The 14,727-nt window shown below is 50.1% G+C and carries 8 protein-coding genes and 1 pseudogene; 6 read left to right on the forward strand and 3 right to left on the reverse strand.

The features are described from left to right. A partial coding sequence (locus tag ABY802_RS12955) for an alpha-2-macroglobulin (RefSeq protein ID WP_372627557.1) occupies positions 1 to 5,763 on the forward strand: 5,763 nt, incomplete at its 5' end. Between the two features lie 12 nt (positions 5,764 to 5,775). Continuing rightward, complete coding sequence (pbpC, locus tag ABY802_RS12960) at positions 5,776 to 8,247, forward strand: penicillin-binding protein 1C (protein ID WP_372627558.1); 2,472 nt, start codon at positions 5,776 to 5,778, stop codon at positions 8,245 to 8,247. Here the strand turns inward: pbpC and egtD are convergent. Together egtD and egtB are read right to left on the reverse strand one after the other, a co-directional pair. Continuing rightward, on the reverse strand, positions 8,244 to 9,230 hold the full coding sequence (egtD, locus tag ABY802_RS12965) for an L-histidine N(alpha)-methyltransferase (RefSeq protein WP_372627559.1): 987 nt from the start codon (positions 9,228 to 9,230) through the stop codon (positions 8,244 to 8,246). The two genes, pbpC and egtD, sit on opposite strands and share 4 nt — an antisense overlap. Beyond that, positions 9,230 to 10,495, reverse strand: coding sequence for an ergothioneine biosynthesis protein EgtB (gene egtB / locus ABY802_RS12970; protein ID WP_372627560.1), 1,266 nt, complete (start codon positions 10,493 to 10,495; stop codon positions 9,230 to 9,232). Before egtB ends, egtD begins: the two co-directional genes overlap by 1 nt. 178 nt (positions 10,496 to 10,673) lie before the next feature. Here egtB and ABY802_RS12975 point away from each other — a divergent pair, with 178 nt between their 5' ends. Beyond that, positions 10,674 to 12,041, forward strand: a complete 1,368-nt coding sequence (locus tag ABY802_RS12975; protein ID WP_372627561.1) for an amidohydrolase family protein — start codon at positions 10,674 to 10,676, stop codon at positions 12,039 to 12,041. 75 nt (positions 12,042 to 12,116) lie between these two features. Next, positions 12,117 to 13,259, forward strand: a complete 1,143-nt coding sequence (gene rlmC / locus ABY802_RS12980) for a 23S rRNA (uracil(747)-C(5))-methyltransferase RlmC (RefSeq protein WP_372627562.1) — start codon at positions 12,117 to 12,119, stop codon at positions 13,257 to 13,259. Here rlmC and ABY802_RS12985 read toward each other — a convergent pair. Further along, the gene (locus ABY802_RS12985; protein WP_372627563.1) at positions 13,256 to 13,567 is read right to left on the reverse strand and encodes a hypothetical protein; all 312 of its coding nucleotides are present in this window, start codon (positions 13,565 to 13,567) and stop codon (positions 13,256 to 13,258) included. The genes rlmC and ABY802_RS12985 overlap by 4 nt on opposite strands. 137 nt (positions 13,568 to 13,704) lie before the next feature. Between ABY802_RS12985 and imuA the strand changes: the two genes are divergently transcribed. Both imuA and ABY802_RS12995 read left to right on the forward strand, forming a co-directional pair. After that, positions 13,705 to 14,436: a translesion DNA synthesis-associated protein ImuA gene (gene imuA, locus ABY802_RS12990; RefSeq protein WP_372627564.1), complete on the forward strand. Its 732-nt coding sequence runs from the start codon at positions 13,705 to 13,707 to the stop codon at positions 14,434 to 14,436. After that, a pseudogene (locus ABY802_RS12995) lies at positions 14,411 to 14,727 on the forward strand (DNA polymerase Y family protein); the annotation flags it as partial. The gene imuA and the pseudogene ABY802_RS12995, both read left to right, overlap by 26 nt.

The raw sequence follows: 14,727 nt of genomic DNA on the forward strand, positions 1-14,727 counted from the left end.
GCGGGATATCATTACTATCAGCAATTACCCAAACCATTGCAGGTAAGTGCAGAGGTGGTGACCCCGGAGATTGGCCATTATCAGGATGATACAGAGCAGCCGACACCGCTACTGCTGAAATTTAGTTATGATTTAGCAAGTGCAGTTAATCCGGTGCAGAAGCATGATCCTGAGCTGGGCTTAGAGCTTGAGCCTGTGCTTGGTTCTGAGCCGGGCATCGCCAGAACATCAATGCCGGCACCCATGCTGTCAGCCGCCCGGCTGGACTTAATTGGTGAGGTAATAAGTGACGGCGTTGCTATCAGCCCAGCTATACCAGGTAAATGGTTATGGCAGGATGACAATATCCTGAGCTTTACCCCAGAGCAGGCATGGCCTGCTGGCCAGCAGTATACCGTCAAACTGGAAACGCGCATTTTTAACCCGGAAATTAAGTTAGCCCGCCAGCAATATAAGTTTACGACCGAACCGTTATCAGCAGAAATTAACCGGCTGCGATTTTATCAGAACCCGACCGAGCCAACCCGGCGAAACGTGGTTGCCACCCTTAATTTCAGCCATCCGGTTAAGCTGGCGAGTGTTAAGCAGCACCTAACGATGGTAATGCAAGCCGATGGCGAAGCGGCTACTGGCAGCCGGCCACAAACCCTGCCATTTAGCTTAAGTGCCGATGAAAGTGGCCGTGAGCTTTATCTGCAGTCTGACGATATCAACTTACCCGAGCGTGAAAAGTACTTAACCTTGCAACTGGATGCCGGTATTAACGCCGCACGGGGCGAGGGTAAAACGGTAAGTGCCACCACAGCCCAGCTGCTGGTGCCTGATCGCAGTAGCTTTTTAAAAGTGAGTGACTTGACTACCGATATTGTCAGAAACCCGCAGCAGCAACCCGAGCAAATGCTGTTGCTAAGTTTTACAGACCGGCTTAACCGCACGGAACTGGCCACTAAATTACAGCTGTATGTATTGCCTGAACATCCACGGCGTAATTCAAATTACTGGGCGCCGGGCGAAGTGAACAATACCGTATTACAGCAAGCCAGGCCGCTCAGTTTTGAACTGATGCCCACCGCACTGGCCCACGATAATGCCTTTAGTATTAAGCTTGATTTACCACCGGGCCAGCATGTTTTTGTCAGTGTCCCTGCCGGTTTGCAGTCAGTTAGTGATTTTAGCCTGGCCAATGAATACCGGGCCGTGGTGCAGGCGCCGGTTTACCCGAAAGAAGTAAAAATTGTCGGAGAGGGCGCCATGCTTACCCTAAGTGGTGAGCAGAAACTGCAACTGTTAAGTCGGGGCGTGAAGGGGGTCAGGGTAAAACTGCATAAGTTGTTACCTGAACAACTGAACCATTTAATTACCCAGACTGGCGGCGATATCAACCAGCCTTATTTTCAGCACTACCAGTTTGACCAAAGCAATATCACCAGTTTGCAGCAGCATACTTATACCGTGAACAATGCAGAGCCGAAACAGGCCAGCTACCAGGCACTGACGTTAACGCCTTACCTGAAGCAAGCGGGAATGGGACTTTTTTTTATTGAGTTAAGCGAATTTGATCCGGCGAAGCCTGAGCGAGAAGGTCAGCAGCTGGATAAAAGGTTGGTACTGGTTACCGATTTAGGTCTGCTGGTCAAACATAACAGCGACACTAGCCAGCAGCTGTTTGTTTTATCGCTGGCCGATGGCAAGCCGGTAGCCGGTGCCGAGGTTGCATTGCTTGGCCGCAATGGCGTGCCGTTATTTACTGCTAAAACTGACGGCCGGGGCACGGTCAGCTTTGGCAAAACCGACGACTTTAACCGTGAGCGTCAGCCTGTAGTGTATAGGGTTAATCGCAGCAGAAATGGCGTAATCGATACCAGCTTTATTCCATTTGATCGTTATAGCCGTCAGCTTGATTACTCAAAATTCAATACCAGCGGCCAGTACCAAAGCCCGCAGGATAACAAAAGCTTAAGTGCTTATCTGTTTAGCGACAGAGGCATTTACCGGCCGGGCGAGCAGGTAAAGCTGGCGGCGATTATCCGCCATGCCGATTTAACTGCTGGCGCAGCAGAGCTGCCATTAAAAGTTCAGTTGCAAGGGCCTCGTGGTAATACTTTCTGGCAGCAGAACTTTAACCTCAGTGATCGTGGGATGCACAGCTTTAGTCTGGACACCCTGGCGCATAGTGATACGGGTAACTATCATGCCAATGTCAGTTTGCTTGATAGTAAAGGCAATACCCAGCGCCATCTGGGCTCGGTAAGTTTTTCAGTGGAAGAGTTTCAGCCCGATACCATGAAGATCAGTAGCCAGTTTCAGCAAGGCACTGCCGCGATTAAAGAACAAGGCTGGTTAAAGCCCGCTGATTTAACGGTGCAGGTACAGCTGGATAATTTATTCGGGACACCGGCACAGCAGCGAAACGTCGAGGCCAGACTGGAACTGATCCCGCGCAGTTTTAGTTTTACCCAGTACCCCGATTATCAGGTGCTAAGTCCGCAGCAAGCAAATGTGAAAACAGAGCGGGTGCAACGCACCCTGGATGAACAACAGACCGATGCCGACGGCCAGGCAACATTTGCGCTGGGGCTGGAGCAATATAGCGGCGGCACCTATCAGTTAGTGGTCAATACTGAGGGGTTTGATGCGGGCGGTGGCCGCAGTGTCCAGCACCGGCTAAGCACGTTATTATCGCCCTTAGATAAGGTGGTTGCGGTAAAAGCGGATGGCGATTTGAGTTATCTTAAAAAGCAGCAACAGCGCAGCGTTAATTTTATCGCTATTGATAGTGCGCTGAGCCAGGTCACGTTAAACGATCTTAGTCTGCAGTTAATTGAAAAACGTCCGGTCACCAGTCTGGTGAAACAGGATGATGGCACCTATCAGTACCAGAGTATCGTTCAGGATATTGCGCTTAGTCAAACCCCACTGAGTATTAGCCAGCAAGGAACTGATTACCCTATACCGACTGATACCGCAGGTGACTTTGAACTACAACTGAGCGATAGCAGTGGTAACACGCTTGGCAGCCTGGCCTTTAGCGTAGTGGGGGCCGGCAATATCGCTGCTATGCTGGAGAAGAATGCGGCGCTAACTGTCAAGCTGGATAAAGCAGATTATAAAGCAGGCCAGTGGATAGAGCTGAATATTACTGCACCATACACCGGTAGCGGTTTAATCAGCATAGAGAGCGATAAAGTGCATACGTTTAGCTGGTTCAGCGCTGATACCACCAGCAGCATCCAGCGCATTCAATTGCCTGAAGGCTTGGAGGGCAATGCCTATATTAATGTTAGTTTTGTGCGTGCGGCTGACTCTGACGCGCTGTTTGTCAGTCCGTTAAGTTATGCCGTGGTTCCATTTAATATCGACCGTAGCAGTCGCCAGTTAAACATTAGCCTGCAGGCGCCAGCCGAAGTAAGGCCGGGTAAACCATTTAATGTCAGTTATCAGACCAACCAGCCTGCCGATATGCTGATTTATGGCGTGGATGAAGGTATTTTGCAGGTGGCTGATTATCAGTTGCCCGACCCGCTGGGCCACTTTTTACAAAAGCGGGCACTGCAGGTTCGCAGTATGCAAATGCTTGATTTAGTTTTACCGGAATTCAGCAAGTTACAACGCCACCTAGCCGGCATCGGCGGAGATGCCGAGAGAATTATGGTGACCGGCAGTAGGATGATGATGGATAAAAACCTGAACCCGTTTGCGCGGCGGGCTGAACAGCCCGGGGTATTCTGGTTAGGGTTAGTTAAAGCCGGACCACAGCTGCAACAACAGCAGGTGCAGGTTCCAGCCAGCTTCAGCGGTAATTTAAAGCTTATGGCAGTGGCGGTAAGCGATTCTGCCTTGGGTGCTAACAGCGCCGATATTCAGGTCCGTGGTCCCTTTGTGTTAACCCCGGAAGTACTGCAAAGTGCGGCGCCTGGAGATGAGTTCGACGTCAATATTTCTGTTGCTAATGGGGTGGAAGGCTCAGGTGATAATGCAGTCATCACAGTCAGCCTGGTATTGCCAGAGGGCCTAACCGGGATAAGTCCGCTTGAGCAACAATTAAGCATTAACGAAGGCAGTGAGCAAAGTGCCCGTTTTCGGATAAAAGCCGGCAGTACGCCGGGTGCTGTCGAGCTTCGCTTCGATGCCCGTTATCAGCAGGCAGAACTACTGGAGGAGTCAAGCCGTGAGGTGAGTTTAAGTATTCGCCCTGCCAGTCATTACCAAACGACGCTAAATGCCGGTTATGCCCGTAAAGCGCCGGTAACATTATCCACCCGCTATCCGCTTTATAGTGAATTTGCCAGCCTTAATGTGGCCGCTTCGGCTAACCCGCTGGTGCTGGCAGAAAGCTTTACTGATTATCTGGCGAACTATCCGCATGGTTGTACCGAGCAGGTGGTATCGCAGGTCTTCCCGTGGCTGGGGCTGGTGCAACAACCCGGTTATCAGGCGCGCCTGCCAATGGTGCAGCAGCAGTTTGCGGTATTGATCCAAAAACTGTCAGAACGCCAGCAAAGCGATGGCGGCTTTAGTTTCTGGCCCGGTGGGTATCACAGCGCTGACTTTCCCAGTATTTATGTGATGCACTTTTTAATGGCAGCCCGTGAGCAGGGCTTAGCTGTACCAGATTATTTGTACCGCCAGGGGCTGGGCTATTTGCAGCAAGTAGCGCGGCAAAGTGGCGGTAATGTGTATCAGGCCAGGCTTCGTGCCAATGCCATTTACCTGCTGACCCGCAGCGGTGAAGTAACCACCAACTATCTGGTTGAACTGCATGAGCGTCTGCAAAAGCAACATCAGCAAGCCTGGCAAACTGATATTACCGCAATTTACATGGCGGCCAGCTATCAGTTGTTACAACAGCCCGAAGTAGCTCGCGGCTTAATAGGGGATTACCGTCTGGGTAAAGTGTCACCTATACAGCAGCACTATTTGCAGCGCATTGCCAATCCGTTACCGCCTTTTGCTAATCCGGCGTTTCAGCCGCAGTTAAGTCTGGACGCACAATATGTTTACCTGCTGGCCCGGCATTTTCCTGAACAGGCTAAAACACTGGATGGCGAGCAAATTATCAGCTTGCTGCAACCGGTGTTTGATAACCAGTACAATACTATTGGCTCAGCCTATGCAGTGCTGGCCCTGTCGGCCTATGCGCAGCTGGATAATGTCAGCAACGCAGCCATGCCAACGTTTTATCAGCAAACTGCTGACGGTAAGCGCACTCAATTAAATGCTGCAGATAACCGCAGTAGCTTGCCCCGGCTGGCATTTGCTGCTGAGGCTGAAAAACTGATCATTGAAAGTGACACGGCGCTGTTTTATGCCGTGAGTGAAAGCGGTTTTGCCAAAACACCGCCAAGCTCGAGTAAGGCTGAGCAGCTGGAAGTGGTGCGCGACTATCTGAATAGTAAAGGTGAGGTGGTAAGTCAGGCACAGCAAGGTGATGAACTGACGGTAAGGCTGCGCCTGCGCAGCACCAACAACAGCTGGCACAATAATGTGGCAGTGGTTGATTTACTGCCAGCGGGTTTTAATGTCGTGCGCAGCTCTGTTGCCAGAGAGCAAGGGCATTGGGGTGCCGATTACGTTGATATCAGGGAAGACAGGTTGGTTTATTATGCGACGTTCGGGCCACAAATGGTTGAACTGCGTTATCAGGTAAAAGTTACTGCAGCCGGTGACTTTATGGTGCCGGTGGTAGCAGCACAATCAATGTATGATCGCAGTGTTCATGCCCATACTTCAGCTGGTCGTTTTGTGGTGGAGCCGGCCCGCTAAGGCCGGTTCGCCATGCGAAGCATGATCAGCGCTCAGCTTTGGGGCAACAAGTATATCCGCTACCTTCGATGGCTGACTTTAGCGCTGCTTAGTTTGTTGGTAGCCGGATTAATGGCCTTTACCCTGCTGCTTGTGCTATCAGCCAGGCCCGACTTATATGCCGGTTATCAGCAGGGTAGCGCTTATTTTGATAGTAGTGGTCAGCTTTTGAGTTTACGGTTAGCGCCCGATCAGCGCTACCGGTTAAAGCTGCCATTGGCTGAGATTGCGCCGGTATTGCAGCAAGCGACCCTGTTGTACGAAGATCGGCGCTTTTACCAGCATTATGGCCTTGATATAGCCGCAGTTTGCCGGGCATTCTGGCAAAGTGTGGTGTTAAATGGCCGCCGTCAGGGGGCGTCAACCCTGAGTATGCAATTGGCGCGACTGCGCTATGGCCTGAACACCGGTAACATTAGCGGCAAATTGCGTCAGTTAGCTTACGCCTTGTACCTTGAGCGTCATTTTACTAAACATGAACTGCTGGAAGCTTATTTTAACTATGCGCCCTATGGTGGCAACATTGAAGGTGTTGCCGCCGCCAGCCTGATTTATTTTGGCAAAGAGGCCAGCCAGCTGACACTACCCGAAGCGCTGGCATTAAGCGTTATTCCGCAAAACCCTACTAAGCGCAGCCCGCTAAGTAGGGAAGGCCAGCAGCAACTGGAGCTGGCCCGGCAGAGGCTTATCGCAATCTGGCAGCAGCAGCCGTTTCTGCACCCGACCAACGACGCAGCCTTACAACGGCCGCCCTTAGATCTGCCGCTGCGCTATTTAAACCGGGCAGAAATACCGCAATACGCGCCGCATTTTATTAATCAGTTGCGGGCACAGGGCTTGCAGCAGGGTCGCTTTTACAGCAGTTTACAGTTACCTCTGCAACAACGCTTTGAACAGCAGCTAAATCAGTATTTAAAGCGCCAGCAAGCCAAAGGCATCAACAACGGCAGTGTGTTACTGATCAAGCGCAGTACCCTGCAGGTGCTAGCGTGGCTGGGCTCGGCAGATTTTAATAATGAGGCTATTGCTGGCCAGGTTGATGGTGTCAGCGCCGCCCGCTCGCCAGGCTCAGCCTTAAAACCCTTTGTGTATGCGCTGGCGATGCAGCAGGGGCTTATTCACCCGAAAACCTTACTGACAGATTTACCACGGCGTTACGGCAGCTTTAACCCGGAAAACTTTGACCGTCAGTTTGCCGGACCGCTGCCGGCTACCGAGGCGCTGATTAACAGCCGCAATCTGCCAGCGGTGCAACTACAGGCACAGCTGCAGCAGCCCGATTTTTATCAGTGGCTGCAAAGCGCAGGCGTGTCGCTGGAGCAACCCGCCAGCCATTATGGTTTAGCACTGGTACTTGGTGGCATGGAGCTGAGCATGGCGCAGCTGGTGCAATTATATGCCATGCTGGGTAATGGTGGGCACTGGCAAGCCCTGGCCTGGCAACAGCAACCTGCGCGTGAACGGTTGGCAGAACCTTCGTTAAGTGAAGGGTTAAGTGAAGTATTAAGTGAAAAAGTGTTGAGCGCAGAGGCGGCCTTCTTAACCCTGGATATGTTGCGCCAGCATCCCAGGGTACAAAACGGTTTACTAAGCAAGTTGACGGCGCAAAGGCCTGTTGCCTGGAAAACCGGCACCTCGTATGCCTTTCGTGATGCCTGGGCCATTGCTCTTAGCGGTGATTATGTGCTGGCGGTGTGGCTGGGTAATTTTGATGGCAGCAGTAACCCTAATTTAGTCGGGCGCACGGCAGCCGGGCCACTGTTGTTTGAGTTGTTGGCGTTATTGCCGGAAAACCCGCAGCATAATCAGCAGTTATTCAGCCCAGCGGCAAATTTAAACCTGAAACAAGTCGAGCTGTGCAGTCGTAGTGGCGATTTGCCTAATAAGTATTGTCCGCAAACCGAGCCAGGCTGGTTTATTCCGGGCGTATCACCGATTAGCGTCTCTGATATACACCGGGCCGTGCCCATTGATATGGCCAGTGGCCTCAGAGCTTGCATTCACCAGCCCGGCATCACCGAGCTGAAGGTTTTTGAGTTCTGGTCATCGGAGATCAGTATGGCTATGCAGCAGTCCGGTATTATCCTGGCGCAGCCACCGCGTTACCTGCAAGCGTGTTCTGGTAAACAGATGTTAAACCATCAGGCACCACAAATTCGCTCACCGCAGGCCCGGCTAAGTTACGTTATAAAACAACAAGATTTGCAGCAGCACACCCCGAATACAGACCCGGCGACAAGCCTGAGCCAAATTGCCCTGCAAGCCAGTTTTGACGGCACCGTAACCCGGGCGCACTGGTTTGCCAATAGTCGTTACCTTGGCGCAGTAACCCCTGGCGAGACCTTATTCTGGCAAGGGCAGCCCGGCAAAGTGCAACTAACCGTGGTGGATGACTTAGGTGGTGCTGCCAGTGTCACCATCAACGTCAGCGAGGCCAGGCTTTAATTACCGTTTCGCAGCAGATAGGTAGCGAATAGGTCCTTTTCTGCCAACCAGGTCTGCTCTACCTGCCAGCCAGCACTCTCTGCCAGCTGGCAAAACTCATCCGGGGTATATTTGTAAGAGTTTTCGGTATGAATACTTTCACCCGCCGCAAACGATACCGCTGTGCCAAACACATCAACCACTTGCTCAGCAGTACTGACCAGATGCATTTCTACCCGGCCCTGACCGGCATTATAAAAGGCGTAATGTTCAAAATAGTCTGGCTCAAAGTTAGCGCCAAGCTCACGGTTAATCCGATTTAAAATATTACGGTTAAATTTGGCAGTAATGCCATTGGCATCATTGTATGCCCGGTGCAGATAATACGGGGATTTTTTAGTATCAACACCGATCAGCAAATGGCTGTCCGGGCCCAGCGTGCAGCGGGCATTTTCTAAAAAGCTGGCAGCCTGGGCCGGACAAAAGTTGCCAATAGTCGACCCCGGGAAAAAGCCTATTTTTTGCTGATTGTGAAGCGCCGGCAGTTCCACCGGAAAACAAAAATCACCAACCACCGGTTTAACGATTAACTCAGGATAATCAGATTGTAACTGCTGACAGGCCAACTCCAGATGGATACCACTGATATCAATCGGGATAAATTGCCGAATGCCAGGCATGGCGCTTAGCAATGGCTTAATTTTAATCAGCGAACCGGCACCAAATTCGACGATGGTACAGTCTGTGGGAAAGGTGTTGGCTAAATCTGAGGCGACTATTGGTAGTAAGTTGAGCTCAGTCTGATAAGGATAGTACTCTTCCAATTGACAAATCTGATCAAAAAAATCGGAGCCTTGCTGATCATAAAAATATTTGGCATGCAGTTGTTTTTGGGGCAATGCCAGACCACTGATCACATCATCGGCGAAATTGCGGTCCACTACCGGGATATAAGCGGTGATGTTTAAATCTGTGGCTGGGTAAAACGAGCGTGCTGTTGTCATTATTGATCCTCCGCCAATCTGACGCCGCTAAATTGCCAGCGCTGATGTGGATAAAAAAAGTTGCGGTAACTACTGCGTAATTGCTGGCGGGGGGATGCACAGGAGCCACCGCGCAGGACAAACTGATTCGCCATAAATTTACCATTATATTCGGCCAGTTCGCCCTGGGCTGCGGTGAAGCCAGGGTAGCCAGTGTAAGGGCTTTGCGTCCACTCCCAAACATCGCCAAAAAGTTTGTCAAAGCCGGTTGTACTGGTGCACGCTGTGGGCTGCCAGATATGCTGTTCCAGGAAATTAGCGCTCTGCAGGTTTTGTGGCTGCTCAGCAGCGATGACTTCCCATTCCTGTTCTCGCGGTAATCGTTTACCGGCCCAGCGGGCATAGGCATCGGCCTCGTAATAACTGATATGGCATACCGGCGCAGCGGGGTTTAGCTGTTGCAAACCATTCAAGCCAAAGCTGAACCATTGTTGGTGTTGCTGTTTCCAGTAAAGTGGGGCTTGCCAGCCTTGTTGTTGGGCACAGTGCCAGCCATCGGAGAGCCACAATAACGGGTTTTGATAACCACCATCGTCGATAAACTTTAGCCATTCGCCATTGGTTACCGGCCGGCTGGCCAGTTTAAACGGCTGCAAATAAACCTGGTGGCGCGGGTTTTCACAATCATAACTAAAGCCTTCATTGGTGGCGCCTATCTGCAGCAAGCCGCCCTGATGGCTTAGCATTTGCGTGGCTGGTGCTTGCCCGTCAGAAAAGGCTGAGGTTTGCTGCTGCAGAGCCGGTGCCAGCGGGTTAGACGACAATAAATGCAGTATGTCGGTTAGCATTAATTCCTGGTGCTGCATTTCATGATGTAAACCCAGGGTAAGTAACGCTGCAACCTGAGGCAACTGGCGCTCAAGTAAAGCAACCATATGTGTTTCAACATGCTGGCGGTAAGCCAGAATATCGTTTAGTGGTGGCCTGGTCAGTAAACCCCGGGCCGGGCGGGCATGTCTGGGGCCGACGGCATCATAATAAGAATTGAATAAATACTGATAATCTGGATTGAACAGCTGATAATCATCGTGGTGTTGCTGCAAAATAAAATGCTCGTAGAACCAGCTGGTGTGGGCCAGGTGCCATTTTAACGGACTGGCATCTGGCATAGATTGCACTACCATATCTTCAGCGGTTAGCCCCTCCGTTAACGCTATTGTCTGACGGCGTACCCGCTGAAATTGGCTGATGGCACTGTGGTCCGGATCGGTGTTACTAAATTCCATTTTGCTCCTCGCAATATACCGTTGTTTTTAAGTCTAGCAGGCATAGTGTGTTAATGCAGGGTTGCATTTTTATCAGTAAGACCAGAACGCTGTTTTATCCGACAAAACGATTGGTACAACAGCAGTAATGCAGCTAAGTTAAAGCGGTACATATTAAAAAAATAAACTGAGAAATATAATGATGCGATTATTAATGATAACGATAAGTTTATGGCTGATGATATCTGATGTCATGGCTGCGAATACGGCCTTAGTAGGAGGTCGGCTGATTGATGGCTACGGTAATCCTCCTCTGGCTAACAGTGTCATTTTGATAAAAGACGATACGATTGTTCAGGTTGGTACGGTAGCCACTCTGCCGATTCCTGAAGGTTATACCGTTATTTCAACTGAGGGTATGGATGTATTACCCGGGTTGTGGGAAAGTCATGCCCACCTGATGCTAAATGGCCATGCTGATTATGTGCATTGGGATAAAACCTATATTAACCGGCTGTCAGATGAAATTATGCCAGCCAGCGCCTTACAGTTATTATTAGCAGGAGTAACCAGTGCCCGTGACTTAGGCGCTCCGCTGGAAGACTCCATCAATATTAAGCAACGAATCACATCAGGTAAAATACCAGGGCCGCGCTTGTTTGTGTCAGGGCCTTTTTTGCAGCATAAAGCTTATCCTGGCACCGAAGCATTTCGCTGGAGTATTAATAGCGTTAAGGATGCCCGGCAAAAAGTGGACAAACTGGCTGCTGCAGGTGTCGATATGATAAAGCTTATCGATCACGACAAAATGAGCCTGCAGGAAGCTCAGGCAATTGTCGAGCAGGCACATAAACACGGGTTAAAAGTGGTAGCCCATGCGCACAGGCCAGATGAAATAAGGCGGGGGCTGGCTATTGGCGTGGATAACTTTGAACATACCGGCCTGACAACCGCTCCCGGATTTCCGGAGGATGTGCTGACGTTGCTTAAAGAGCGTACTGCCACTGGCCGGGTGGCAGGGGGGCCATTGTTCTGGACACCAACAGTAGAAGGGTTATGGAACTATGATGCCATGGTGGCCAACCCGGAACATCTTGATGCAAATTGCTGGCAACGGGGCCTTAAGCCCGATACGATTGCTGATATTAAGCAGTCTTTGCAACAGCCAGGCAAGCTGAGTTATATGCAACTGACCCCGCTTAGAAAGCCTACTTTGAAAAATAAAATTGCTCAGTTAAAAGAAGCTGGTGTGGTGTTTCTTGTTGGAACAGACAGTGGCATACCTACTAAATTTCATTGCCAGAGTACCTGGAATGAGCTGGCAGTTTGGGTTGAAGTGATGGAAATTTCAGCCATGGATAGTTTGCGGGCAGCAACATACTGGCCGGCAGTAATGATGGGAGTATCAGATAAGTTAGGAACGGTCAGTGAAGGTAAGTATGCAGATATTATTGCCGTTAAGGGCGATGTGCTGCGATATATTAACCGGCTGTCAGATGTTAGCTTGGTAATGAAAAATGGGGTCATTTATAAACAGGACGGCCTGGTAGTAGAAAGTGCTTTGTGAATGAACTATCGTCGTTAAAGCTTGGTGGCAATACAATCTGTCGTTAAACTATCTTAATTCAATTTGAGGTTAGTTATGCATTGCCACCACTTTCATGCTAAACGTTGTCAATCCTGCCAGTGGCTGGCAAAACCTTATGCGCAGCAGCTGGCAGATAAGCAGCAGCAACTGACTGGACTACTGGCACCGCTGCAGCCAGAAAAAATACTGCCGCCAGAGGTAAGTGCGGAGCAGGGCTTTCGTTATAAAGCGAAAATGGTCGTACTGGGTTCAGTTGAAGACCCAATTTTAGGTATCGTAAATGCAGAAGGTGAACATGTCGATTTAGCCGACTGTCCGTTATATCCACCCGCTTTTACCCCGGTGTTTGCAATGTGCAAAGCCTTTATCTCCCGTGCCAATTTATCCCCGTATAACATAACAGCGCGTCAGGGCGAGCTGAAATATATCTTGCTCAGTCAAAGTCTGCATAGTAGGCGTTTTATGCTGCGCTTTGTGCTGCGTTCTAAAAACTGTTTGGCTTCGATTACTAAGCATTTACCCTGGTTATTGCAGCAATTGCCTGAAATTGAGCTTGCTTCGGTGAATTTGCAACCGGCGCCAGCAGCTATTCTGGAAGGCACAGAAGAAATTGTGTTAACCGAGCAAGGCGTACTGGCCGAGCAGTTAAACCATGTGCCGCTGTATCTGCAGCCACAGAGCTTTTTTCAAACCCAGCCGGTAATGGCTGCCAGTTTATACAATACTGCAGCAATATGGCTTGAAGAGCTGCAACAAGAGGCAAGTTTTAACCAGATCTGGGATCTGTTCTGCGGGGTAGGTGGCTTTGGGCTGCATCTGGTCAGGCCCGGACAAAGTTTGGTCGGCATCGAAATTGCGCCCGCCGCTATTGCCAGTGCGAAACGCTCAGCAAAGGAAATGGGGCTGCAGAATGTTAGCTTTCAGGCACTGGACGCTAGTGCCTTTGCCAAAGCAGCGCTAAATGCGCCCGATTTACTGGTCGTTAACCCACCTCGGCGCGGTTTGGGGAATGGATTATGTGCTGATATAGAACGACTGGCGCCTGGCTGGTTACTCTATTCCAGCTGTAATGCAAACAGTATGGCTGATGATCTTAAAAAGTTAAACCATTACACATTACTGAAAGTACAGCTGTTTGATATGTTTGCCCACAGCAGCCACTATGAAGTGTTAACCTTGCTGCAGCGAAAGTCTTAACGCTTACCTTCTAAAATACGGACAATTTCACGGCTGTGTTCAAATAACTCAATGATTGTCCCTTCAATCTGAACGGTAATAATACCATCGGCATCAGGTTTTTTCAGTATGGTGCTGCGACGGTAGTAATCATCAGCCAGGAATTGTCCCGGAGATAATTTTTTCTGCCAACCCGGTGGTAAGGGTTTACCACTTTCCACTTTCTTGGCCAGGCCAGGTGGCAATGCTTTTTCGTGATCGGGTTTAGCCATTAGTGGCTGACTAAACACTAAAGCAACACTGCAAATTATAAAAAATGCACTTTTCATGGTGGTTCTCCTGTTAGCTTGAACCCAGTTTTAACCTCTTCTTGCTTAATGTTGGCTTAATTGGATCTGACATAGTGTATTTGCAACTATTTTAGCTTCAGTTATACTGTATTAATGTACAGTATTTGGGGTGGGTTATGTCAGCACTTTTAGATCAACTTGCCAGGCGACAACTGGTTTGGCATGCCGATAGTCAGCGAATTGCCTATCAGGCGGTGAGTTCAGGCTACCCTGAACTGGATCAGCAACTAGGTGGCGGACTACCAGCAACCGGCCTGATTGACATTCAAACCCAGGCCGGGATTGGTGAATTGCGCCTGTTATTACCTTATTTACAGCAACAGCAGCAATCACAACGCCTACTGGTATTTATTGCGCCGCCGGCTGAGCTTAGCGCTGATATGCTGGCAGGCGCCGGTCTTGATTTAAATCAGTTACTTGTTATCACCCCACAAACAGCGCAACCCCAAGCTGGTGATATAAATATTGCCCAGCCCCACTCAAACGCGAAAAAAGTTTCAGCTAAGCAAGAGGCTTTGTGGGCTGCTGAACAATGTCTGCAAAGTGGCTGTTGCGCCACCGTGCTGTTATGGCCAGCAGCCATCAGCTTAGCCCAGGCCCGGCGCTTACAATTGGCCGCTGAACACGGGGCGGCCAGTATGGTGCTGTTTCGCAACCAGAGCCAGGCGTTAAGTTTACCGGTAAATTTAAGTGTCAGTTTACAAGCTGATCCTCAAGGGCTGCAATTAACCGTACTAAAACGTAAAGGCAGCTGGCCTGCTGCGCCGTTTCTAATAAATATGCAACATACCTGGCCGGCGCTTTGTGTAGCTGCAGGCGCCGGTGAGCCAATCCGCCGGGCTGGCTGATATGGCGCTGTTTTTATATTTACATTTTCCGGCACTGCAGCTCGATAACATTGCGCTGTGTCATGAACAAAGTCAGAAGCTGCCGGTTGCCATAGTCGATCAGCACCATCAGTTGCTGCAGCTAAATCAGGCCGCGATGCATGCCGGCCTGAAATTACATATGGGCCTGGCCAGTGCAGCGGCATTATGTCCGGATTTACAGCTATTGCCCTACAAACCAGAGCAGCAGCTTAAGGTATTGCAAGAAGTTGCCGGGAGCTTGTATCAGTTAAGCAGTGATATTGCGCTGGA

The organism is Arsukibacterium sp. (assembly GCF_041616895.1).
Classification (GTDB): domain Bacteria; phylum Pseudomonadota; class Gammaproteobacteria; order Enterobacterales; family Alteromonadaceae; genus Alishewanella.